Below are 23,084 nucleotides of genomic sequence, written 5' to 3'. Positions count from 1 at the left end.
GAGAATGAAACAGCCCTGCCCCTACAACACTGGTCACTGGTTACTGGTTACTGACAACTGTTCACTATCCCAGCCCAACACTTTAGCAATTTTAACAGGAAGTTGGCGGAGATCGAAAGGATTGACAACGACGATTTGAACTTGATATTGTTGGAGCAGTTGCCAATCAAACCATGTGGATCGCATCGTGGGGAGTAATATAGGAATACTCTCGGTTTCGGGTTGAATTCTCAATTTTTTTGCCATCAAGAATACCTCATTTTCACAGAAGCAAATATCCAAAATAATGGCATCAACTGGATAGAGTTTAACTTGTTGTAGTCCTTCTAAAAGCGAATTCGCCAACTGCACCTTCCAGCCCGTCAAATCTGTCAGACATAACTGGATGATATCCCCTGTATTCTGTTCGTTGTGAATCACTAAAATCGTTTTTGTGGTCATTTTAACCACTGATAAAGCCTTCATTGTATTCGTTAAGCATTAAATTTTGGGGCATAAATTGAGGATTTTCTTAGGGTGAATAGAATTTGTCGCTGAAACTTCTATCCGAAGATTCACCAACGACACTGTTTAATCCAGGAAAATAACTCATCTCAACCGCCTTATCTAGATAGAACCGTTCTCTACATGACAACAGCCTAGACAGCAACGGTAAAAAATTGGTAAAGATTTGATCCTCGTTACAAAACTTTGTGATCAAGGAGGCAACAGGGAGGAATTATAGCAATGAGCAGGTTAATGTTTACAACTTCTTTGTGTCTTTGTGTCTTGGTGGTAACATTCAAGGCTTGACCCTTGTAAACAAGCCAGCGCGACCTGCTATATATAGCGCCGTTGCGATCACATCCCAAAAACCCGGTTTCTAGCAGAAACCGGGTTTTTAATCATTACTAACCCCAGCCTAATATTTCGGCAACTTCTTCGGTGAGAGTCATGGCTTCGATGGGTTTGGTGATCACGCCCGCTACCCCCATCTGAGAAAATTTAGCGCGATCGCTGGGTAACACTTTTGCGGTTAATAATATAACCGGAATAGATTGGGTAACGGGATTAGACTGAAGCTGTTCAAATACCATAAACCCATCCATTTCCGGCATGGAAACATCTAACAAAATAGCATTGGGTTGTTCTGTTTGTAAAATTCGTAAACATTCTTTTCCTGATCCGGCGGTTAATGTTTGCCATCCTGCTAGATCTTCTAAGCATAATTGTACCAGTTCTCTGAGATGTTCTTCATCATCAACGACGAGAATTTGTCTGTTTGTCATCTGATATTCTCCGAGGGTAAGGGTAAAGTAAAGAAAAACGTACTACCGACACCTAAACGACTTTCTACCCAGATTTTTCCATCATGTCGTTCGATAATACTCTGACAAATTGTTAATCCTAAGCCAGTTCCTCCTTTTTCACGGGAGTCTGACGCATCAACTTGTTGAAATCGTCCAAAAATGGTTTCTAGCTTATCAGCAGGAATACCTCGCCCCTGATCGCTCACCTTGAATAAAACACAGTCGATTTGAGATTCAGCAGTCAGATGAATGGTAGAGTGGGCTGGTGAGAATTTTATCGCATTACTGAGTAAGTTTGTCAAGGTTTGAATAATCGCATCGGGTGCCGCCCAAACTTCAGCATCGGTGGGGGTAAATGTCAAGGTAATTTGCTGTTGAGTGGCGATCGCTTGTATTCCATCTATGGCTTGTTTTATCAAATCTGCGGCTTTAAAAATGGTTTTTTCGAGAATCGTTCGCCCTGACTCTAAACGCTCTAAATCGAGAATATCATTAACTAGATTGACTAAGCGATTGGTATCAATTAGGGCTATCTCTATCATCCGTTTAAACTTGTCGGATTTTTTGTCATAAATCCCGGTTTTTAAGAGTCCCAGTGACATTTGAATTGCCGTTAATGGGGTTCGGAGTTCATGGCTAACAATGCCAATAAATTCATCTTTGATTTGTTCGATTTTTTGTCGTTCAGTAATATCTTCGCCAATGCTTATCGTACCAATAACTTTCCCCTGTGAATCTTGCAGTCGGGTATTATTCCAAGCAATAAATTTTTCTTCGCCCGATTTCGACAAAATTGAATTTTGATAATAGGGATGAGCATTTTGAGTCAATATTTCCGAGAAAATCGTTTGCAGCCTTTGTTGTTCTAAATCCCGGAAAAAGTTTTTAAACCAATTTTTTCCTAAAACTTCTGCGTGAGTGTATCCAGTTATATTTAAGAAAAAAGGATTGACATAGTTAATACTTCCCTGAAGATCAAGTTCGACAACAATTAACTGTACATGATCTAACAATGATCGCCAACGTCGTTCTGATTCTCGTAATATAGCTGTTGTTTGTTGGCGTTCATGGAGTTCGATTTGCAGTTGGGTATAAAGTTCTGATTGTTGAATAGCGATCGCCAGTTGATTACCTATTTTTTCTAGGAGTTCGACTTCCCATGATTCCCAGTTTCGAGGCGATGAATTTTGGTAAATAGCAAATAAACCCCAAAGATTTTCTCCTGAAAATATCGGGACGATAACATAACTTTTAGCTTGAAACTGTTCTAAAAGTTCGATATGGCAGGGCTGAAGTTCGGCTTTATAAATATCAGAAATTACAAAGCTTTCGTGATTGCGAAAACGCCCTCCTTCTGTTTCCTGTAAATAGGTGTCTTCCCAAACTTTGCTTATTCCATTTTCTACTAATTTTACCCAATTTTCCTGAACTGATTCTACAATAAAATCACCACTCCAATCTAGATTAAAACGGTAAATTGCCACTCGATCTGTTTGTAAAGTCTGTCTCACTTCAGTAACTGCCGTATTGAGAATAATATTGAGATCCAAAGATTGGCGGATGGCTTGAGTAATGCTAAAAAGTAACTGTTCTTGTCGGGCTTGTTGTTGTAAGATTATTTCGGTTTGTTTGCTATCGCTAATATCAAATACCGTTGAACGACTCATCAAATAGTTTCCGGCTTGATCTTTAATTGCTGTGGCATTGACACTCACCCATAAAATATTACCCGTTTTAGTAATCAGTTCAAATTCTATGTTATTAATAACACCCTGTTGTTTAAAGCAGTTAAAGTTCTTCTGAAAAACCTGTTGACTTGCGGCGGTAATCAGCTCAAAAAACTTGATTTTGTGTAGGATTTCCTGACGGGTATAGCCAAGCCAATTGAGTTCTGTATCATTAATTCTAACGATTGTTCCTGCTGCGTCTAGGGAGTGATAACCACAGGGAGCATTATTGTAGAGATCTTCGACTTCTCGGCTATATTGTTGTAAGGCTAATTCTGCTTGTTTGCGTTCGCTAATATCGTTGTTAATTTCAAGAACCTTAATCGGTTCTCCTGCATTATCTTTTTGCAAAACCCAACGACTTAATACTGTTATTGGGCAATTATCTTTGGTGAAATGAATCAGTTCTCCTTCCCAAAACCCCTGTTCTAACAATTGTGTTTGTATCTCGGCTAACGGTTGATCAAATTGTGTCTTCAAAAGAGTATGAGTCTCTTGTCCCAATGCTTCAGCTTTTTTCCAACCATACATGAACTCAGAACCTTGATTCCAAAACGTGATCTCTGAGTTGAGATTCCAAGTGATAATACTATCATGGGCAAGGTCTAAAAGTTCCGCTTGTTCTGCTAATAATTGGGAGGCTTGTTCTTGTTCCTGTAAGCTAACTAATAGGCGCTCATTGAGTTTTGTGAGTTGTGTTGTTCGTTCTATTACCCGTTGTTCAAGTTCAGAATTCAGTTGTTGTAGGGCAATTTCTGCTCGTTTGCGCTGGGTTAATTCAGTCTGTACCTGTTCAAATAAATCAGATTGCTGAAGCGCTATGCTAACCACAGAGGCGATTTGTTTCAATAAATCAATTTCAGAATCTTCCCACAACCGAGGGGATCTACAGTGGTGAGCCGCTAATAATCCCCATAATTCCTCACCTTTGAGAATCGGGACAACCAGATTCGCTCTAATCTTAAATTGTGCTAAAAATTCTATATGACAGGGGCTAATATCAGCCTTGTAAATATCAGATTTTGCCGTCACTAAACCTTGTTTAAACGGTTCAACATATTTTTCCCCAATACAAGGATCGTAAATATCAAAAGGTAAAATCGCCATTGTTTGATCGACAACAGACTCAACCTCAACGGTTCCCCCCCAGTTAACACTAAACTGAAAAATAATCACCCGATCCACTTGAAGAAACTCTCGCACTTCATCAACAGTAGTTTGTAAAATATCCTGTAAATTGAGCGATCGCCGAATACGTTGTGTCATATCCAGGATCAGGCGTTGTTGCTCAAATTGCTGTTGCTGTAAAATTTGGGCTTGCTTGCGTTCATTAATATTTAAAATCGTTCCTGACATTCGCACAGCTTGACCGATGGTATCATAAAAAGCGTGTCCTCGTCCTTCCATCCAGTGAATGCTACCATCAGGCCAAATCACCCGAAATTCATGGTGGTAGGTGCTGCGAGTTTGTAAAGCCTGCTGTACGGCTTGATTTAATCCTGGGCGATCATCGGGATGCAAACATTGATCAAATGTCTCATATTTGCCATCAAATGTACCGAGAGTTAACCCCAATAACTGTTCATGTTCCGGCGACCATTTAATCTCTCCTGTCACCAGATTCCAGTCCCATAGTCCCATCTGTGCTGCTGACAGGGCCATCCGCAATTGTTCGGCGTTTTTTTGGGCTAATTGTTGGCTGAGTCGTTCAACCTTTTTTTTGCTATTTTTAAGATTTCCTGTTACAAAGTTAATCACCATCCCAACAGTCAGAAAAAGAGTTAACTGTAATAGATCCTGTGGGTTTGTTATCCAATTCTGATGAAGGGGAACCCGAAAAAAATAACTGATTGCTAGAGTTGACAGGAAAACCGCAACTATTCCGGGTCGAAAACCGCCATACCAACTACTGATAATAATAGCGATGTAAAAAAGCGGACTAATAATTGGTGACAGAAGGGGTTTTAGCCAGAGTGTCAGTAAAAGGGCAATGGCTGTTAAGCACAGGGCAACTGCGTAAGGCAAGGGTTGATTGGGTTTCATGTTTGTTGTTGCGCTAAAGCGCTTCATTAGAGAAAGTAGAAACACCACAAAGACACAAAGGTAGAAAGAGGGTGAATTTTTCTCACAAAAAATGTCTATCTTGGGCTTTTATACTGCTATGATATCTATGATTTCACCATTAAGATGTAAGTTTTCAACTTTATTAATAAGTTATTGACGATTTTTCATGCAAATTTTTTCTACCTTTTGCGATCGCGTTCAATGCGACTGAGTACCCGTGCTACAAGTTCTGGCCCTAATATGGGTTTGGTAATAAAATCATCCGCACCCGCACTAAAGGCTTGTTGCAGGGAGTCTGCATCGGTGCAAGCCGTTACTACTAAAATCGGCAAATCTCCCCACTGGGTATCTTGTCGCACCACTTGACACAATTCTAATCCACTAACTTCGGGCATTTCTAGATCTAATAGGATTAAATCAGGCGAAGTTATCAGTAATTTTTCCCAAAAATGTTGGGGTTCATTTAACGGAATGACTTCTAAACCCCAAGGTGTTAATATTGTGGATAAATGAGTTAAAATAACAGGATCATCATCAACAATTAAGACTTTTGCGCTTAAAGGTTGAGTTTTATTTAAAACACGGGTAATGGCTTGAAAAATTTGTTCAGGGGTAGCGGGTTTATGTAAAAATTGTTTGGCGCCTAAACGAGAAACGGCTAATCGATCGGCGAGGCTATCTCGTCCCGTAAAGACAATAATCGGAAGATTGGGCAATTTTTCGGTAAGTTCTCGCAGTAGGATTAATCCATCTTCTTCGGTTGTCGGAAAGCTTAAATCGAGTAAAATAACATCAGGTGTGGAACGTGTAAGATAGGAACGAGCTGTGCTACAATTGGGTGCAATCTTGATGTGAAGTCCCCAGGCTATAGATTCGCTTTGCAGTTGTTCTGTTAAGGCTTGATCATCATCAATGACTAAGACTTGAGAGTTGGAAACCATCGCCACTAAAGAAGCTTTGGCAGGCATCGGAGGTTTAGCCCACTCTTGTTTTAACGCGGTAACTCCTTGGGAAAACTGGGTAATTTCTTCAGGCGTAAAGGGAGGATTATTCCTCAAAAAATGTTCGAGAGTTCGGGCAATTTTTGAAGCTTCAGGATATCCAAAGGATGCCATTGAACCTGCAAGTTTATGGGCTTCCTGTTGGGCTGTTTGGTGTAATTCTGGTTCTATATTTCCCGCTAAAAATGCGATTTTTGCCTGTTCTAATACAGCGACTCGTTCGTTAAACATACCCCGAAAGCGTTCCAGGAGTTTGTCAAGATTTAATTGCTTATTTTGAGGACTATGATGTTCTGAAGTATTATCATCAGAGGATACAGCTATGGGGCGAGGTTTGAGGCGATATCCCATCCCATAAACGGTTTCGATTATTTCTTCGCTTAAACCGCCTGTTTTGAGTTTCTTTCGGACATCTTTAACGTGAGTAATAATGGCGCGATCGGTGGGAGCATTATCAAATCCCCAAAGTCGATCTAAAATCGCATTACGACTAAAAATCCGTTCAGGATTTCCCAGAAACAATTTTAACAAATTATATTCAGTTGCGGTGAGCGAAATCACCTGATCATTAAACGTAACTCGCCCCGAATGTAAGTCTAAACAAAGCTTTCCCCAAGTTAACATATCCGATGGATTTTGAGGTAAAGTTTTAGGTAAAATTGCACCACTTCGCCGTAATAAGGTTCGCATTCTGGCTAATAAAACATCGGGTTGGTAAGGTTTGCTGAGATAATCATCCGCACCCGCATCAAAGCCTGCTATAATATCAGTATCAGAATTTTTAGCGGTTAAAAGTAATATCGGTTTGGAATAACTGTGCGATCGCAGTTCTCGCACGACACTAATTCCATCTTGTTTAGGAAGCTGTACATCGAGTAAAATTAGGTCATATTCGACCTGTGTTGCCAGGCTGAGTCCGGCTTCTCCATCGCTTGCTAACTCAACAATATAGTGATTGGCTTCTAACACTTTTGTTAAAGCTTCACTCAGTAAGGAGTCATCCTCTACCAATAGAATTTTGATCGGAGATTTTTTCATCGGACTCAACCGCAACTTATTACTGTTCCATTCTCTAATATTTTTCCGGCATGAAACACACTCAGATTACTGCCAACAGTATCCTCTCTGGAAAAAACCCTAAAGTTCGCCTGAACAATACAAGTCGTAAAACAATCAGCTTATTAAGCTAGAACGGTAGGATTGAGGTTATCGAGTTTCAAGTGAGGTTCGTCGAGAAATTAACCGACGATTAACAGAAGCTAAATTATCTGTTTAAGGAGTCTCTATTGATGCTGACTTGCAGATACTTCCCTCTGTTCAGTGTTGTGTTGAATATCCCAGAGGGAACGATAATGTCCTCCATCGGCGAGTAAATCTTCGTGAGTTCCTTGTTCAACCAATCGACCTTGATTCAAAACAAAGATACAGTCTGCCGGCATCGCTGCTTTGAGTTGATGAGTAATCATAATCACAGTATGTCTACCAGCTAGGGAGGTAATGGTTTGATTAATCGCATCAGCTATCTCAGCCGAAAGACTACTGGTCGGTTCATCGAATAACAGAATAGGCGGACGATGAAGCAATGCTTGAGCGATCGCCATTCGCTGGCGTTGGCCCCCAGATAACTGTCCTCCTGCTTCGCCAACTACGGTTTGGTAACCCTCTGGTAAACTCAAAATAAAGTCATGGATTTCGGCCTCACGAGCAGCAGCAGCAACCTCTTCCTCTGTAGCTTCTGGTTTAGCGATGCGGATATTATTCATAATCGTGGTGTTGAAGAGAAAGGTTTCTTGCAGTACAATCCCCATCTGCGATCGCAAAGATTTCTGCGTCAGTTGACGTAAGTCCTGCCCATCAATCGTTATCCGTCCCTCAGTGGCATCGTAGAAACGCATCAGCAGGTTAAACACCGTACTCTTACCCGCACCACTCGAACCCACAAATGCCACAAATTGTCCGGCTTTTATCGACAAATTAATGTCGTGCAATTGACGCTGTGCATTGTTATAGCTAAAAGATAAATGCTCAAAGCAAATTATCTTCTCAAACGAAGTCAAAGCATGAGCATCAACAGCATCAAGAATTTCAATCTGTTGCTTAAATACCTCGTCAATTCGTTGCATCCCAATACTGGCTTCAAACCAGCGACCAATCCGCATATTAACCAATTGACCTAAGAGGTCATACATACTATGAGAAATCGTGAAGAAAGTGATCCAGGTTCCAAGCGTAATTTGGTTGGAGAGAACGTAAACGCCTCCAATTCCCATCACCCAAGCATCAAGCAAATAAGCGGAGAATGTGACTGCATACTTAAACACAAGAAAGCTGAATACAGCCTCGGTTTTCTTGTCCTCAAGTTTTCTCAACTCATCACTAAAATAACCTGTAAATAAAGCCTGTAAGCCATATCCTGAGATCGTCGGTCTGGCACGAATTCCCTCTTGTACCGCATCCACCATTAAGGCATTCTGGTTAATGGCATCCAGACCTCGCCGAGTCATATTAACCGTCAAATACAGAGTAATGGGTAGCATTATAACCATAGGCAAAGTACCCAGTAGGGTTAAAGTGCCACTAATGCGAATCATCATCCCCACATTGACGAGGATCATCACGATTTCACCGACACTGCGAACCATTTCTTGACCTAAAATCGGCTCTATTTTATAAATATCTACAGAAAAGTGAGTTAACAAATTTCCGAGTCGAGCCTGTTTATGGAAGTTTTGTGAAAGGGTTTGCAGTTTGACAAACAAGTCGTGTCGGATATCATTGGCAACACGGCTAGAAACGCGAGCCGATAAACGACTCCCTAATATGTATAAGCCAAAAGCTATAGGTAATAGAATAGCCAGTTGGATTGCTGAACTGATCAACACAGTGGCTCCTTGATCAATCGCCCTGCCTAGCTTATGAGCAGCAACGAGTTGGTACGCAGGTATACCCATCAAACAGATAGCACTAACTGTCGCAATAACCACATAAGGAGACCAGTAAATCCAGACGTATCTGAAGAATAAGTAAAAACGACTCGTGAACTCTTTTACTAATAAACTCCAATTACCGAAGTTGACCTTCTGATCTTTCTGAGACAGTTCATGCCCTTGCCAGGGTGAGGAATCTTTCAGTTGAGAGGGGATGTGCTGAAGTTTCTCAGATGCAGGCATCCAACGATCCACAGAGAAAAGTTGAGTAAAGCGTGCGATCGCTTGACGAAGGGGGGAAACTGAATTTGAAATATCTGTTTTCTTACAATCAATTGACTGGCTTGAGGATTGTCCGCGAAAGTAGCATACCAAGCCCCAACAACAAACAACTGTAAGGGTTACAGCTAACCCTATCGTTGTGGAAGGGGAGATGAAGCTCTGATAATCCATCCTAATTTAGTCTTTTTCTGGTGGGGTTTTCAGTAGATTGAGTTGGTGAGAGTCTTCACCCCGTACTACAATGCAAGGAATGGGATTGCCAGCAAAATTTTTGATTTCAACATCAGGTCTTGCAAAGCGAGCCACAAGACCAAAGCGAGTTCGAGTGTCATTATTTCGACTAACACCATGCCAAATTCCACCTCTTGTAAAGCAGTATTGACCTGCTTTCATTTCTATCGCTTTAATTTGATGAGGTGCGTTTTCTGGGTGCATCCGATCGGCTAACCTCAGCAGACTACTCGCATCGGTGAGATCGCACTCTCCTGCTTCTTCTAAAGCCGGAAGATCTGCATCATATTTGTGGGTTCCGGGGATAACGAGGAGACAACCCGTTTTCATGGTCATATCGGTCACAGCAATAGAGGTATGAACCCCTTTGATCCAACCATTGATGACATCTATATGCCAAATTTGACCTGTCTTTTTGACAATATGACCATCATGCCCTGGTTCTCTGACTATCGTTTCTGCCATCCAAAACAGGAGATTTGAGCCTAGAAAATCAGCAACATCATCCAAAATCTGAGGTTCTGTAGACAGGTCATAAACCAACTTAGAGGTAATATGAGCTATCCTGCGATCCATAACAGGGCTTTGAGGGGACTCAGTGGAAGTGTCTTGAGCTTGAGAGTTTTCTATCTCTTTACTCATTGCATCACGCAGAGCAACTAAACTAGCAGTTTGACCCAGCGTAAACGGGCCAACAAAGCCTTCTTTCTCGAAGAAAGAGACTTTCTGCTCAGTTTGATTTAGATTAGTTTGACTAGAACTATATGTTTGAGAAGATCCAATCGATTGCATAATTAAATTGTCCCTCTCACAGATGGAGGTATACAAACAGTCATTTATCATTTTACTGAAAATCAGGCAAACCCGTACAAAAACTTTCAAAACGTTTGGAATAATGGGCGTTTGACTCGCGTGATATCTTTATAAAGCCAGAGATAATACTTTCTCTAGCTTCAACGGATCTACCCATGTTTGCCAATCTGAACTGACATTCTCCCCAAAAATATGCCAGTGAGTATGTCCCAGAAAACTGGAAATGATTCGAGATGAATGATGCCAGTAGTCTTTGTTATAAATTTCTATGATAGTTGTCCCTGAGCGGCAAAAAATTTGATTATATATCCCGGCTCCATGAGAACCCAGGACAACCTCTGCCTCTGAAAAAATTCTGATCTGTTCAGCGAAGCTCATTCTTTCACAGTGTATGACTTCAAAGTTATAATTTTTCAAAACCTGTAAGATCTCTTGTTCGTTAACTATTTTTCGCTCTGATTGAGATCGAGAAATATACAGCCGTCTAGAAGCTAAGTCATTATCTTGATTAACCAGAACAGAATCAAGCAATTGATTTCGTATTGTTAAAATATGCTTCTTACTGGGTCTACCTGGATTTTGTGCTGCGTGACAAAGGATCAATTTTTCGACTTGGATGCCTTTTTCTGAAACGGGAATAGTTTGATTTTCTTGAATTCCTAATAGCTTTAGAGAATCTATAATATAAGGGGGTGAAGCATCAGGAATAATAAACTTTAAATCGGCTTTTACGCTATCATTGAGTGATGCAATTAAAGAAAGTTTTGGCAAGCCATCCATCAACCAGTGAGCAAAATTTAAGGTGTAGAAAGACAAAAGAGATACATATGTTCCCGAAATTATTTTGTTATCCTCCAACCTTTTTTTTATGGGTTCTGGATTTAAACTAATAGTCCTATTTTGACCGTCTAGAGATTGACGGATAATTTCCATATCAGAAGTCAGAGTTAGTCCCATTTTGTTAACAATAAAAGCATTGGGAATAACACAGAGAAAAGTCTCGTCTATTTCGTAATTGGTGACGCAATGAAGATGATAAAAATATTCTTCTCTACCGAGTTTAGTGCGTTCTTCAGCCGGCTGTGTTAGAAGTTCGGCCCAATGTTGAATAACGTAGAGGATATCTTCTTCAATCGTCTTTGAAGGATAACTGATCTGAATGCTTGGGGGAGTGACAACTTCAAACAGCCATCCATTCCTTTTTGCGAGTTCCTTGAGATTCGTATTAATAGTCAGCATCTTAAATTCCCTTAAGAAGATCTCTCCAGTTTTAACTCATACACATTCCATAATCTCCAACTCAGCCCAGAGAAACGTACATTCTTGACATCATTGCGAATAGCCGAGAACGAGAGAGGATTGACAAGGTAAATAAAGGGGAGATATTCCTGGGCTAGAATTTGAGCCTGAGCATAAATTTCTCGACGCTTCTGTTCATTTAACTCTTGGCTACCTTGGATATAGAGGTCGCTGATTTTTTGTTCCCAGTCGGGAATCACTCTTCCCTTCAAAGGATCGCCATAAAAGACGTTTTGGTTGAAGGTATGAAGACTCCCATCGATGAACCAGATTCTGCGGCCATTATCCGGTTCTACGCCTCCGCCGACGAAGTGCATGATCTGTGCATCCCAGTCAAGAGTCTTTAAGACTTTCGTGATAAAAGTGTTGAACTCAAGTTGTTGCAAGTCTACAGTAATACCGATGTTGGCAAGATCTCGCTTAATTTGAACTCCGATTTTGACTCGAATTTGGTTGTCGCTACTGGTCAGCAGGGTAAAGCGCACAGGGTTGCCGTCAGCGTCCTCCAGTTGTCCCTGACTATTGTATCGGAATCCCCCCTGCTTTAACAGTTGTCTGGCACGATCAAGATCGTAGTTGTAAGTGGGTAGCCCTTCTTCTGGGGAGAGGTAATAGGGACTTTGTTTATAGATGGGGGAATCGTGGGGCGTGCCTAACCCCTGAAAGATATTATTAATCATGGTAGAGCGATCGATGGCATGGGCGATCGCTTGGCGAAATTCCAGGGTATTAAACCAGCGAGACTTAATCGGGTCTACCAGAGGTTTTCCTTCACGGGTAGCCTGATTCAAATTGAACGTGAGTAAATGGGTAGCCGGTGCCGGTCCGCCGTTGTAGATCGTGAAGTTTCCTTTTTCTTCTTCCCGCTTCATCAGTGAAAAGAAACTACTCGGAAGGTTGATCATATCCAATCCACCCGAACGAAACTGTATCAGTGCATTATCAGTCGATCCGACAATCGAGATTACGATGCGTTCGATATAAGGTTGGGGGTTGCCTTGATCATCTTTGCGCCAATAGTAGGGATTGCGCTCCAGAATGATTCGCTCTTCGGGTTGGAATCTCAACAGGCGATAGGGGCCATTGGTAATCAGTTGTTCTGGCGGGGTATCGGTTCCCCAGGCTAATAAAAATTCGGGCAAGCCCTTTTCATCAGTTGTATTGACAGTATCTTCTAAGGCCTGTTTGGGTAACAGCTTAACTTTCCCCGCATACCGCAACAGGGGAGCAAAGGGTTCTGGACTGATAAATTTGACTTGGTTGGGACTAATTTTGCGAACTTGGGGAAACTTCCCGGCTTGACCAATCCGAAAAACATCTTGCTCCCCGTTAGGAATGTTTTCGTTAAAGTAGATTTTATTGAAGCTAAAGACGACATCATCTGCTGTAAGTGGCTCTCCATCTGACCAGCGCACGTCCGAGCGGAGGTTAAAGATAATCTGTTGTTGGTCGTCGGAAATTCTCCAAGACTCGGCGATGCCGGGTTCTAGTTCTCCTGTTTCTCCATTTTCTGTAATCAGTCCTTCATAGATCAACCCTAGCATCGCATGGGGATCGAGGCTCATAACGGGGTTGAAGGTGGCTGGACTATTCAGTTCGCTAGTGACTAGATGAGGAATTTTGTCAGTTTCGGTTATGAACCAATTAGGGACGCAGCCTTGGAAGACGACTACTATTGCTATTACCCCAGGCAGAAGTCGGAGAAATACTCTCGGCCACTTGATTCGACGTAGATATATTAAAATTGTGTAGATTCGTATAGAACCCATTGAAGATCGATTGATACTAAAGTGAGGAAAGTAAGTTAAATTACTCGAATTACTATTTTACTTAAAACTATTACGATTCCGTTTTAATTCAATGATCATCGGTACTACAGAAGCTGCTCACATTTTGAAGATCTCTACGGCTCGTCTAAGAGTCCTTCTGATAGCAGGTAGAGTCGAAGGGGCTTACAAGACGGGGAAGATGTGGTTAATCCCTCTATTTAATGGCAGACCGATTATTAAACGAGGCAAAAGAGGTCCGGCTCCCCGTTGGCGTAATCCCAGAACCCCTGCGAAAACCATCATTCATGTTAACTCTCATAAAATTAGAGAAAATCAAAAACAAAATCTTCAACAGCCTGTGATTACAGTTAAGAAGTGGTGCGACCCGAGTGAGGAAACCCACTTCTTCCCAGACAATCAGCCATCAACGCCCTTGGTAGATTCACCAACAAAGAGTAATATCAATATTTATGGCAATGAGGTAGAAATACTGGGAGGATGTCGGGTCGTCTATCGTCCCAATAGTCCTAGATGTGGTGCGAGGGTTTGGATTGAAACGCTATATGATGTCAAAGTTACTTAAGTTAAAAAATTCTGCACAGGGGGTGTTCTTTGATTTTTATTTTGCATTTAGAGTTTCCAGTAGATCGGCGATCGCTTGATGAGTTGGATTCAGTTGCAGTGCTTGCTGGAGTGCAAGCTTGGCAGAATCTAGCTGACTTCTCTGATTTTCCGAACTCAATTGAACAGCTTTTTGATAAGCAGAAACGGCTTGATCCAGCTTACCTAAACGTAAAAATCCTTCGCCCATTAGATAGTGAGCTTCCGGTACTGAAGGAGCTACTTGCAAAGCGATATGAATATATTTGAGTGCCTGTTCAACCCGATCTTTTTCTAACAAAACTCTGCCAAAATTTAAGTAAGTGTCATAAAGTTGTGCCGTTGCTCCAACAACTCCCAGAAAAGGCTGTAATGATGGATCTAAAAATAGACTCGCTGAACAGAAAAACTCTTGCAGTGCCGGGGGAAGAATCACCTCACTTTTTGGTTTGAGCCTCTCCAGCAGATCTTTTAGTTCTGTGTAAGAATAACCTAAACTCCTCAGCAAATCTTCTCCTAAAAACTCTAGATAATTGTCAGCAGATTGCCAAAAGATTGGATTCTGTAAATCTTCTTGCCAGCGATTGATCTGATCGGAACTCGGTTTGGTTTCCTGGTGAATGAGAGATTGGTCTCCAAACTGCCATTTCTCAGAAAAAGACTTACCGTAGCTAATGATTTCCGCATTAAAAGAAACATTAAGGAAACTACAAACCTTTTGAATTTCTTCTTCTGGGTTACTCAGTAAGTTTTCATATCTCAATACTATACTGTTGCCCTGAAAGTTAAGCAATGCTTGTGCAATCAGACCCGGCGCTTTTAGTAAATCATCCTGATAATACTGTATTTTCCACCAATCCTCTTGAACAAAAGTGTTGAAGATAGAACACAAAACAGCTAGGGGATTCCTAATCAGTAAAATATATTTAGCATCAGGGAAGGTTTTGTATAGCTCGGGCAGAATATAATAATATCTTGGAGTTTTATCTAAAAAATATTTTTTGTCTGATCCTCGAAGCAATCCTTCATATAAATTCAAAGACATTTGTCGTACAGCTTGAAAATAAGCATCTTCACCTTCGGGGTGTAAGTTCAAGAAGTTATCGAGTGCTTTCTGACTATTTTGAACACTATATTCAGCTTGATGTCCATCCCTACGCAGTGCGTAAAGAGGATGTAGCATAATCCAAGGTTCAGACACCGTATAAATTTCTCGATGGCTTCCTAAAATCCTCTGAGTCAGGGTAGAACCAGCACGAGGCTGAGAAATTAGAAATATTAAATTCTTCTGGGAGAAGGCAGCCATTAAACAAACCTCGAACAGTAGAAAATGGTTTTGTTACGTCATTAAATAGCGAAATTTATGCCGGGTTCAGTCTGTTATAGGCAGATGAATCCCCCTTAACTGACTTGCTTTCGATGCCTTCAATGCTAACAGGTAAGTTTCCTGCAATTGTTACCCGTTGAACACGACGGGGCTGAGAACCAAAATCATCGATTCCATAGTGTTGGGTGACTCGGTTATCCCAAAAGGCAATATCCCCCGGTTCCCAACGCCAACGGACAGTATTTTCAGGACGCATGATGTAGGACTGCAACATCTTCAGGATTTGTCTTGACTCATCTACGGAAAGTTCTCGAAACTGACGCACAAAAGCGCCAATAAACAGGCTCCGTTCACCCGACTCTGGAATCACGCGAACGACTGGATGCAATGTCTGGTATTCAGTGGAGGTGAAAACTTTACCCAATTCTTGTCGCTTTTGAGAGATATTCACCGTTGCTGCGGCATAGTCATTATAGGTATTGCTGTGAACGGCCCAAAGCTCGTTAGCCAAGCTACGCAAGGGTGCAGGCAAATCTTGATAGGCTGTTACCGTGTTTGCCCATAGTGTATCTCCCCCGACTGAAGGAATTTCAACTGCACGCAAAATTGAAGCCAAGGGAGGACGATCAAGAAATGTTAGATCTGTATGCCATTGGTTTGTGCGGTTATCCATGCGTCCATAGTCGAATTCTAAGATCTCTGGATGACCCGGCAAAGATGGAAGCATTGGATGTGCAGTGGTCACAACCCCAAATTGTCGGGCGAAGGCAACTTGACTAACCTCGGTAAGCTGCTGCCGTCGAAAGAAAATTACCTTATATTTGATTAATGCTTGGCGAATGTTATCAACGGTTTCATCGCTGAGAGTTTGGCTCAGATCGAGTCCGAGTATTTCTGCCCCAATCCGTCCAGCTAGAGGACGAATATCAAAGTTTTCATACTCATCTGTTTTTAGCCGTGCTGTTATTTGAGTTGTGCTATCCATGAATAATTACTCCTAGTTAAAAGTTAATTTCAACGCCAATAAAACTTTTCACAATATTGTATATATTCGTTTCTCTGAATATTCCCAGATGAAAACCAAGCGATATAGCTTCGTAACTCTTCGCAAGGCAAGGTGGTAATATCTTTAATATATAAAATTTCTTGAGATTCCCAATTCACAATATTGGTTGAAAGCAGACCGTAAAATGCTTCTTCCCATGAATGAGCAGTTACATCAGATTGATGATGAGTTATCTTGGTATTCATTGATGAACTACCAGGCTTCGCGTTTGCTAAAGCATGAATAATGTCCATCGTGTGAGTTTGATATAAGTCATTTGCCTTCTCTGGATTGGGGTTGTTCTTGTTGCGTAAGCACCACTCCTTAATTATTAAGGTCGAGAGTCGATCTGACAACATCCCGATTGAATTCATCCCCACTCCTAGCTCGGTTTGTGCTTGACTCCCGTTATACTGGGGACGATTGAGATTTTTATAGTTTTCTATCATACTTGCTTTTAAACGAGCAAGCTTATTTGATAAATCAGGTAATAATGTTTCTAGAGGAAGAATATCAGAGGATAACTTTAAAATATCTAGAAGTTTGTAACTTTCAGAGGTCAAGCCCTGAAAATAGGACACGAGTTGCTGTTTTATCTGCCAGTTTTGTTCATCCATTAGTTTTTAGGGTGGTCGGTTTAATGTTTAATAACGTAAGCTGTGGGACAAGGATAGTGAAGGGCTTGAATTTGAATATTCTTTTCTTCAAAGAATTGATCGGCTCCTCGTGCTTCTGACCATTGATGATAGGCATATTCATCGAATACGACCATCCCTCCAACAGATACTCGGTCCCAAAAGGCATTCAAGGCGTGATAGGTGGGATATTGTAAGTCTAAATCTAGATATAAACAGGATATTTTTAAACCCGGTCTTTGATCAACAAACTCTTGAGCAACTTGTGAAATATCACCTTTGACGATATCATAGCTGCTTCGATCAAACCCCGCATTAGCAATTAGATCATGCACAAATCTTTCTGCTCCTTCTTCATGTTGGTAGCCTCTCACCTCAAATAGACTTTTCATGGAAGCTTTGTCTTGTCCAGATAAAGAATTTAGTAACGATTCTGTATCAAAGTAGTCAAATCCTATCACTTTTTTTAGAGCGTTTGGTGCGAGGATTTTTTTAAGTTTTAGCCAAGTTAACATACCACTTCCCCTATAGACTCCAGCTTCTATTATATCCCCTGGAACATTAATAATTTGTTCAAAAAGCAGGGTTCGGGCAACTAGCTTGGCTAATATTTTCGTATCATCACTAAAAATAAATTTCTCAAAGGCGTCATAAATCTCACGTTGCTTTTGTGTTCTTGTTTCCAAAGTCAGTGAGTTATCGGGTTGGGAAAGCTTGTCAATTTCAGGTTGAGAATTATTCATAAAAGCTTCTTCCTAATTTTGCTTGATATCAAAGGTCTGGATTTTTTACAACTTTCAAACTATCTAATCCTACATCTCTCCATAAGTTTACAGCATAACTGGTGAGCAGCCCAGAGGCTTTTTTATCGTTGATACAAATTCGTTCTCCTGTAGGCACACCAAAAATGGCAATATTATAGCGCAGTCCGTGGTTATCTAATAAAGACAATGTGGCTTCACGCATTTCTTCTGTGCGGGCGGTGAGCAGAATAACAAAGTCTTCCTGAGAGATTTGATGCCAAAATTTCTTAACTCCAGGGAGTAAAATTTCACCATCTTGCTTGTAGCCGTTATGTTTAAGGATAACCCCATCAATGTCGATTAACCAAGTTTTGGGTAAACAACTTAAGACTAATTCTGTCATCTTACCACAGTCTCCAACCAATATAATCCATTATAAAAACTAGCGAGTATTGAGTCATAGTCATCTTTTACATATCCTGATAATGAGAGCCAAATCAAAGAATGTAACAGGCGAATAACAGGCATTTGTGTCGGCAATTTTTCCGCAAACATTGGTTCTAAATCTTTCCAGTCATTACTTTTTATATCAAGATAAACTTGTTTTCCGATAATTTTAAGCTGAAATTGACGACGGTTAAAACAATCGTAATCTCCGACAACTGAGTAGTACAATTTTGCCCAATCATACATCGGATCGCCGTACAGCAAGCTTGAACCAAAGTAACCTCTAGGATCGATTAGCCAAGCTTGGTTGTAATGATCTATCAGCATATTAGAGAAAGTCGGATCGCCATGAATAAGTGTAAATTCATCAACTTGAATTTCATCAACAAGTTGAGACAACCAATTTTCATATTGAGTATGAAAGGGATTTCGACAGAACAAACCATTGACTTGAATTGTTGGCTGGTCGAAAAAAGGAATGAGTTGAGCAACACTATTAACACGACTATAAGTTTTCTGAAGGTAAACTTCTCTTATAACTTTGGGGTCAGCAACTTTTTGGACGCAATGATGGAGCCGAGTTAAAGTTTGAAAAATGTCAGTCAGAATCTCTTTTTTTTGCTGAAAGTCAACTTTTAACTCAAAAGGATGTGACCCGATAATTCTAGAGATAGTCATCGGGTGTTCAGACAGTAAGGTTGGGGTACGATCAAATCCAAGTGAGTGAACAACGCGATACCAATTGCACTCTCTATCAATTAATTTCTCAAATTCTTGAACTCGTGCTTTTTTGATGACTTTATTTTCTGAAATCTCCACCGAGTTAAAGAAACGACTAACGAGTTTTGTTGCTTGATATTCTGTGAGATTATCTACAGTTCCGAGTTCATAGGTATTATCAAGAAAAATTTCGTTAAATTGTATAGGTTGTTGAGAGAGCCAACGAACATACTCTCCTGATGATGGGATATCTTTGAGAATGGCTTTATTTTGAAATACGAAAAATCCGGCTATTCCTCGTTCTGTTGAAGCTTTCTCTACACAAATTCCACTGTTATCATAAGACCAGCGACATTTGAAAGAACGACTAAGGCCAATCCAGTTCTGTCCATCAATCTGAATATTAGGTATTTTTTCAAACAGTAAATCACACCAGACTAATAAAAATGGATCGTTATCCGTAATATAGGTTAAGGCTCGATCAATACCTGAGAGCGTTCCTTTGGTTTCTGCTAAAATTAACTTCACGGAAGCTTGGGGTGGAAAAACCCTTAGATATTTGTCTAAAACGTCATAAAGATAATCTCCTATGACTAGAAAATTAGCCGATGGAAAGCGATCAAAACAATGATAGATGAGGGGTTGACCTGCAACTGAAAGTAAACACTTGGGTTTATTCCAAGTATAGTGTTTTAATCGATTTCCTTGGCCACCTGCCTGAACAATTACCCAGGGAATTTCCTGTAGCTTCACGATTGACGCTCCATTATCTCAACAGAGGTTTGAATACTTACTATATCATGTTTGCATAATCTTTGGTACATTCATATTTGAAATCGAAGCTAATTGATGGACATGAACAATCCCAATTGGTATCTTGTCTTTGACAACAAAAACATTAGGTACTCCTTTATTTTTGAAAAACATGAGTAATTCTGAAATCATCATCTCAGGGGAAATAGATAAAGGTGAGGGGGTCATGTATTGACTAACAGGTTCTTCCAAAGAAACTTCAGCTTCCAAACTTCGACGAAGATCTCCATCTGTGAAAATCCCAACGTATTGATTTCGATGATTAACAATACCAACACATCCTAAGCTTTTAGAATTCATTTCGATAATGGCTTCTTTAATGGATGCGCTCAAGTCAATTAGAGGCATTTTTTCGTTTACATACATTATATTCTTCACGGGAACAAGTAATGCACCTAAATTTCCCCCTGGATGAAGTTCCTTAAAATTATCCGATGTAAAACCTCGTAAAGACATCACAGTTATAGCTAACGCATCACCTAAGACAAGTTGACAGGTTGTTGATGTTGTCGGCGCTAAACCGTTAATACAGGCTTCTGGAAAGTTAGGAATTTGTAAGATAATATCTGCAAAATGGGCTAAGGAGCTAGTCTGATTTTTAGTGACGATAATAATGGGTACTTTTAGGCGTGAAGCATATTGTACTATGTCTAATAGCTCAGTGGTTTGACCGGAAGCGGAGAGTATAATCAGAACATCTCTGCTATCTAATAAACCTAAATCTCCATGACTGGCTTCTGTGGGATGAACAAAGATTGAAGGCATTCCTGTCGATGTAAATGAAGCCGCTATCTTCTGGCAAATATTACCGCTTTTTCCCACTCCAGAAACGACTATTTTACCTTTACAGTCTCGGATCGTTAGTACAGCTTGTGACCAGGAATCATCGATAGTTTCATGGAGTTTTACCACTGCGCTAATTTCTTGTTCTACAACCGTTTTCAGTTGCTTCTTAATCATTTCATTAATAGACATTTTAGATCTAGAGCGTTATCGTAATAGTTAGCACGACTTGACTTAAGTTCAAAACCAAATTTCAAAGATTAAGGCTTCTTTTACTGATCATTCTCCTTCGCTTCATCAAACAACATCATCTTCCAATTTTTGTGACTCTTGAATTCCTTCATATGTTTGAGGGAACTTAAGAGTTCTTTTTCATATTTGTAAGCATACTCTTTTTCGTCAATTAATTTGGTTTTTACGGAAGCCCAGTTCGTCAGACTTTCTGGGTCTCCGGTTAAATAAGCGACATTTTTGAAGCTAGCAACTTCTACTCCGCAATAGTCTAAATGACTCTTAAGATGTCTTTCGTGATTTAAGTTATTTTCATCTAGATTGTTATAGATATAATTCAAGGCTTTTAAGCTAATCATCGATGCAAATATACTGAGGTAATTTTCAACATTTTGGGTGCTACAAATTGCATGGCGATCGTTGTAGCCGTTGTAATTTTCTCCTGTGGGTATCCAGACGAATTTTGGATCGAGTAAATTTAAGGGTGGATGTTCTACCAGCCATAATAAATCTGTTCTTGTGATTATAAATCTCTGATAATCAGAACCACTGTTTTTCAAAGCTTGTAGTCTATCCCAGAGTTTCCAATAATTGAAATTCAAATGAAAGCCTGAACCTCTACGCCCCTTTATTCCTCCTAGCCAATTTCCTTCAATTTCAAAGTATTTATGCCATTGTTTCTGTTGTTCGGGAGTGAGTTGATTGCAAAAGTTTTCTAAAAAGTCTTGATATCCGTTTTTTCCATCTTCGTAGATACAGATGTCAACGATATTATAATTTCTAAATTTGTCTAGAGAAGCTTCATCTTCAGAACTCATGCGAGATACACAGAAGACTAAATCAGCATTTAAAGGCTCAATGACTTTTTCAATCAAGTTTTGATACGTTAAATTGACTGCCCTCAAAGTCCCTACTATACAGATAACTGGGCGATTTTCTACTACTGTTCCATTTTGAGTTGATGTAATATTATCCATGATAATTTATTAATTAAACACAATGTGAATAGTCTGACTTGGGTTGCAATTTCATCTGTCCATGCAAGACCTGCTTGAATTCAAACAAATCTACTTTAAAATCAGCATTCTCATCAAACTGATCGTGCGTCATAAAGTAATGTTCTTGACCAAGCCCTTTAAATTGGGTAAAGAAGAACGGTGTAGGAGAACTTTCGGGGTACAAAACTAATATTTTAATTTTTCCTGAGAATAGAGTCGTTGCTAAACCTGCACCGTGAGGTGCTACAATAACTTCCGCTTGAGTAAAGAGTTTCACTTGTTCTCTAAACGACATCTTTTCAAGAAAAACCACTTTAAATCCATAGTTATTTAGGTACTGAATAATTTCATCTTCATTCAAGACTCTGCGATGTTTTGCATGGGCGCGGGAAATATAGATGCGTTCAGTGGGATTTTCAACGGTCGCGAGATCAAATTTCTTGAACACACAGTTTCTAATATATTCGTAATACTCAGAAGGCAAAAATCCATTTTCACAACGACTGACATAAGAGGGCATAATCAAACGGTCTACTTTAACCCAAGAGCCTTGTGGAACCGATATCGTGTCAAAATTTTCGGGTAAAACACAGGATAAAAGTTCTTTAAACGAATTCGGCAAAGTGTCGGGTACAAGAACTGTTAATTTTTGATTGGGTCTTGCAAGCATAGCCGAATAAATTCGGGGGATGGAGTCATATAGAAAGTGCCAAAAGTTTTCGGCTGAAAGTGAAAAAATGTAGAGGGCTGCGATCGGTAAATGTTGCGACCAGAGAAGTTTCAGGCGATCAAAGTACGCAAGCCTCCATCTGGCAATTGTAACTCTATACTGCATACCTGAATCAACAATTACCCTAAAGTCTTTTGTACAGATAGTTCCTAAACCCATATGTACATAGGCGGGAACCACATCACATACAAATATTTCCGAGCGCTCAAAATAATCTTTTTTGTAATAAAGACAAATCTTGAGAAAATCTCGGTCAATCTCATTAACACCAAACTCTATTCTTTCAGGAGGAAACAAGACCTGATAGTTTTCAACATTATCTCCTAATGTTTCTTGGGGATGAACGGTTTTTCTCAGTCGCAATAGCCGCAGTATAGGAATATAATCTACAAGGGTAAAGATTAAATTTTCCTTAGATAAAGGGGCATTAGGATGGTCAATTAAATGGGTTTTTATCGCTTTTAATCGTCTTTGCCTCTCTTCATTGAGCAAAGCCAAATAACGCTGAGAGATACGCCTTTGAACTAAGAAATGAGTTTTCATTATGATCGCGGTTCATCTTGGAGTCATTGTTGTTGTAATTGAGATTAAAAATCAGATTTCATCCCGC

The 23,084-nt window shown here is 40.1% G+C and carries 18 protein-coding genes; 1 reads left to right on the top strand and 17 read right to left on the bottom strand.

Annotated elements, in window-relative coordinates; all coding sequences use genetic code 11:
* Positions 1–33: 33 nt before the first annotated feature.
* The 8 genes from WN50_RS11160 to WN50_RS11125 all read right to left on the bottom strand — a co-directional run bounded on the left by WN50_RS11160 (position 34) and on the right by WN50_RS11125 (position 13,402).
* The gene (locus WN50_RS11160) at positions 34–441 is read right to left on the bottom strand and encodes a response regulator (protein ID WP_160315370.1); all 408 of its coding nucleotides are present in this window, start codon (positions 439–441) and stop codon (positions 34–36) included.
* Positions 442–890: 449 nt separating this feature from the next.
* Positions 891–1,268, bottom strand: a complete 378-nt coding sequence (locus WN50_RS11155; protein WP_046277783.1) for a response regulator — start codon at positions 1,266–1,268, stop codon at positions 891–893.
* Positions 1,265–5,059 carry a PAS domain S-box protein gene (locus tag WN50_RS11150; RefSeq protein ID WP_046277782.1) on the bottom strand — a complete coding sequence of 1,265 codons (3,795 nt, stop codon included), beginning with the start codon at positions 5,057–5,059 and terminating at the stop codon, positions 1,265–1,267. The genes WN50_RS11155 and WN50_RS11150 overlap by 4 nt, the downstream gene beginning before the upstream one ends.
* A 200-nt stretch (positions 5,060–5,259) precedes the next feature.
* Complete coding sequence (locus tag WN50_RS11145; protein ID WP_235440917.1) at positions 5,260–7,119, bottom strand: response regulator; 1,860 nt, start codon at positions 7,117–7,119, stop codon at positions 5,260–5,262.
* 245 nt (positions 7,120–7,364) lie between these two features.
* On the bottom strand, positions 7,365–9,251 hold the full coding sequence (locus WN50_RS11140) for an ABC transporter ATP-binding protein (RefSeq protein WP_160315369.1): 1,887 nt from the start codon (positions 9,249–9,251) through the stop codon (positions 7,365–7,367).
* A 216-nt stretch (positions 9,252–9,467) separates the two neighbouring features.
* Entirely contained in the window at positions 9,468–10,313 is an 846-nt protein-coding gene (locus WN50_RS11135; RefSeq protein WP_046277780.1) for a phytanoyl-CoA dioxygenase family protein, read from the bottom strand.
* Between the two features lie 129 nt (positions 10,314–10,442).
* The gene (locus WN50_RS11130) at positions 10,443–11,573 is read right to left on the bottom strand and encodes a glycosyltransferase family 61 protein (RefSeq protein ID WP_046277779.1); all 1,131 of its coding nucleotides are present in this window, start codon (positions 11,571–11,573) and stop codon (positions 10,443–10,445) included.
* Positions 11,574–11,584: 11 nt separating this feature from the next.
* Entirely contained in the window at positions 11,585–13,402 is a 1,818-nt protein-coding gene (locus WN50_RS11125; protein ID WP_082172414.1) for an ABC transporter substrate-binding protein, read from the bottom strand.
* A gap of 91 nt (positions 13,403–13,493) precedes the next feature.
* Between WN50_RS11125 and WN50_RS11120 the strand changes: the two genes are divergently transcribed.
* The gene (locus WN50_RS11120) at positions 13,494–13,985 is read left to right on the top strand and encodes a hypothetical protein (RefSeq protein ID WP_046277778.1); all 492 of its coding nucleotides are present in this window, start codon (positions 13,494–13,496) and stop codon (positions 13,983–13,985) included.
* Positions 13,986–14,021: 36 nt separating this feature from the next.
* On the opposite strand, the gene WN50_RS11115 is transcribed toward WN50_RS11120, so the two are convergent.
* From WN50_RS11115 to WN50_RS11075, 9 genes are all read right to left on the bottom strand, one after another.
* A complete protein-coding gene (locus WN50_RS11115) occupies positions 14,022–15,308 on the bottom strand; it encodes a sulfotransferase (RefSeq protein WP_046277777.1) in 1,287 nt (428 codons plus the stop codon).
* A 55-nt stretch (positions 15,309–15,363) separates the two neighbouring features.
* Positions 15,364–16,314 (bottom strand): TauD/TfdA dioxygenase family protein, encoded by a 951-nt coding sequence (locus WN50_RS11110; RefSeq protein WP_046277776.1) that lies wholly within the window; start codon positions 16,312–16,314, stop codon positions 15,364–15,366.
* Positions 16,315–16,343: 29 nt separating this feature from the next.
* Positions 16,344–16,991, bottom strand: a complete 648-nt coding sequence (locus WN50_RS11105) for a hypothetical protein (RefSeq protein WP_046277775.1) — start codon at positions 16,989–16,991, stop codon at positions 16,344–16,346.
* A gap of 20 nt (positions 16,992–17,011) precedes the next feature.
* Positions 17,012–17,752 (bottom strand): TylF/MycF/NovP-related O-methyltransferase, encoded by a 741-nt coding sequence (locus WN50_RS11100; protein WP_046277774.1) that lies wholly within the window; start codon positions 17,750–17,752, stop codon positions 17,012–17,014.
* 28 nt (positions 17,753–17,780) lie between these two features.
* Positions 17,781–18,155, bottom strand: a complete 375-nt coding sequence (locus tag WN50_RS11095) for a hypothetical protein (protein ID WP_046277773.1) — start codon at positions 18,153–18,155, stop codon at positions 17,781–17,783.
* Positions 18,152–19,672: an NTP transferase domain-containing protein gene (locus WN50_RS11090; protein ID WP_082172413.1), complete on the bottom strand. Its 1,521-nt coding sequence runs from the start codon at positions 19,670–19,672 to the stop codon at positions 18,152–18,154. The genes WN50_RS11095 and WN50_RS11090 overlap by 4 nt, the downstream gene beginning before the upstream one ends.
* Before the next feature lie 45 nt (positions 19,673–19,717).
* A complete protein-coding gene (locus tag WN50_RS11085) occupies positions 19,718–20,692 on the bottom strand; it encodes a KpsF/GutQ family sugar-phosphate isomerase (RefSeq protein WP_160315368.1) in 975 nt (324 codons plus the stop codon).
* Positions 20,693–20,787: 95 nt separating this feature from the next.
* Positions 20,788–21,723, bottom strand: coding sequence for a hypothetical protein (locus WN50_RS11080; protein ID WP_046277771.1), 936 nt, complete (start codon positions 21,721–21,723; stop codon positions 20,788–20,790).
* 13 nt (positions 21,724–21,736) lie between these two features.
* Entirely contained in the window at positions 21,737–23,017 is a 1,281-nt protein-coding gene (locus tag WN50_RS11075; RefSeq protein WP_046277770.1) for a glycosyltransferase family 61 protein, read from the bottom strand.
* Positions 23,018–23,084: the final 67 nt, after the last annotated feature.

Source organism: Limnoraphis robusta CS-951, assembly GCF_000972705.2.
Note: the sequence above shows the minus strand (reverse complement) of the source record. Positions and strands in the feature narration are given on the sequence as shown.

What these genes read in the sequence shown, in the direction of transcription:
- WN50_RS11140 (WP_160315369.1), bottom strand. Translation starts at nt 9,251, where the DNA reads ATGCCTGCATCTGAGAAACTTCAGCACATCCCCTCTCAACTGAAAGAT.
- WN50_RS11155 (WP_046277783.1), bottom strand. Translation starts at nt 1,268, where the DNA reads ATGACAAACAGACAAATTCTCGTCGTTGATGATGAAGAACATCTCAGA.
- WN50_RS11095 (WP_046277773.1), bottom strand. Translation starts at nt 18,155, where the DNA reads ATGACAGAATTAGTCTTAAGTTGTTTACCCAAAACTTGGTTAATCGAC.
- WN50_RS11085 (WP_160315368.1), bottom strand. Translation starts at nt 20,692, where the DNA reads ATGATTAAGAAGCAACTGAAAACGGTTGTAGAACAAGAAATTAGCGCA.
- WN50_RS11105 (WP_046277775.1), bottom strand. Translation starts at nt 16,991, where the DNA reads ATGGATGAACAAAACTGGCAGATAAAACAGCAACTCGTGTCCTATTTT.
- WN50_RS11160 (WP_160315370.1), bottom strand. Translation starts at nt 441, where the DNA reads ATGACCACAAAAACGATTTTAGTGATTCACAACGAACAGAATACAGGG.
- WN50_RS11115 (WP_046277777.1), bottom strand. Translation starts at nt 15,308, where the DNA reads ATGGCTGCCTTCTCCCAGAAGAATTTAATATTTCTAATTTCTCAGCCT.
- WN50_RS11110 (WP_046277776.1), bottom strand. Translation starts at nt 16,314, where the DNA reads ATGGATAGCACAACTCAAATAACAGCACGGCTAAAAACAGATGAGTAT.
- WN50_RS11150 (WP_046277782.1), bottom strand. Translation starts at nt 5,059, where the DNA reads ATGAAACCCAATCAACCCTTGCCTTACGCAGTTGCCCTGTGCTTAACA.
- WN50_RS11125 (WP_082172414.1), bottom strand. Translation starts at nt 13,402, where the DNA reads ATGGGTTCTATACGAATCTACACAATTTTAATATATCTACGTCGAATC.
- WN50_RS11120 (WP_046277778.1), top strand. Translation starts at nt 13,494, where the DNA reads ATGATCATCGGTACTACAGAAGCTGCTCACATTTTGAAGATCTCTACG.
- WN50_RS11130 (WP_046277779.1), bottom strand. Translation starts at nt 11,573, where the DNA reads ATGCTGACTATTAATACGAATCTCAAGGAACTCGCAAAAAGGAATGGA.
- WN50_RS11080 (WP_046277771.1), bottom strand. Translation starts at nt 21,723, where the DNA reads ATGGATAATATTACATCAACTCAAAATGGAACAGTAGTAGAAAATCGC.
- WN50_RS11075 (WP_046277770.1), bottom strand. Translation starts at nt 23,017, where the DNA reads ATGAAAACTCATTTCTTAGTTCAAAGGCGTATCTCTCAGCGTTATTTG.
- WN50_RS11135 (WP_046277780.1), bottom strand. Translation starts at nt 10,313, where the DNA reads ATGCAATCGATTGGATCTTCTCAAACATATAGTTCTAGTCAAACTAAT.
- WN50_RS11100 (WP_046277774.1), bottom strand. Translation starts at nt 17,752, where the DNA reads ATGAATAATTCTCAACCTGAAATTGACAAGCTTTCCCAACCCGATAAC.
- WN50_RS11145 (WP_235440917.1), bottom strand. Translation starts at nt 7,119, where the DNA reads ATGAAAAAATCTCCGATCAAAATTCTATTGGTAGAGGATGACTCCTTA.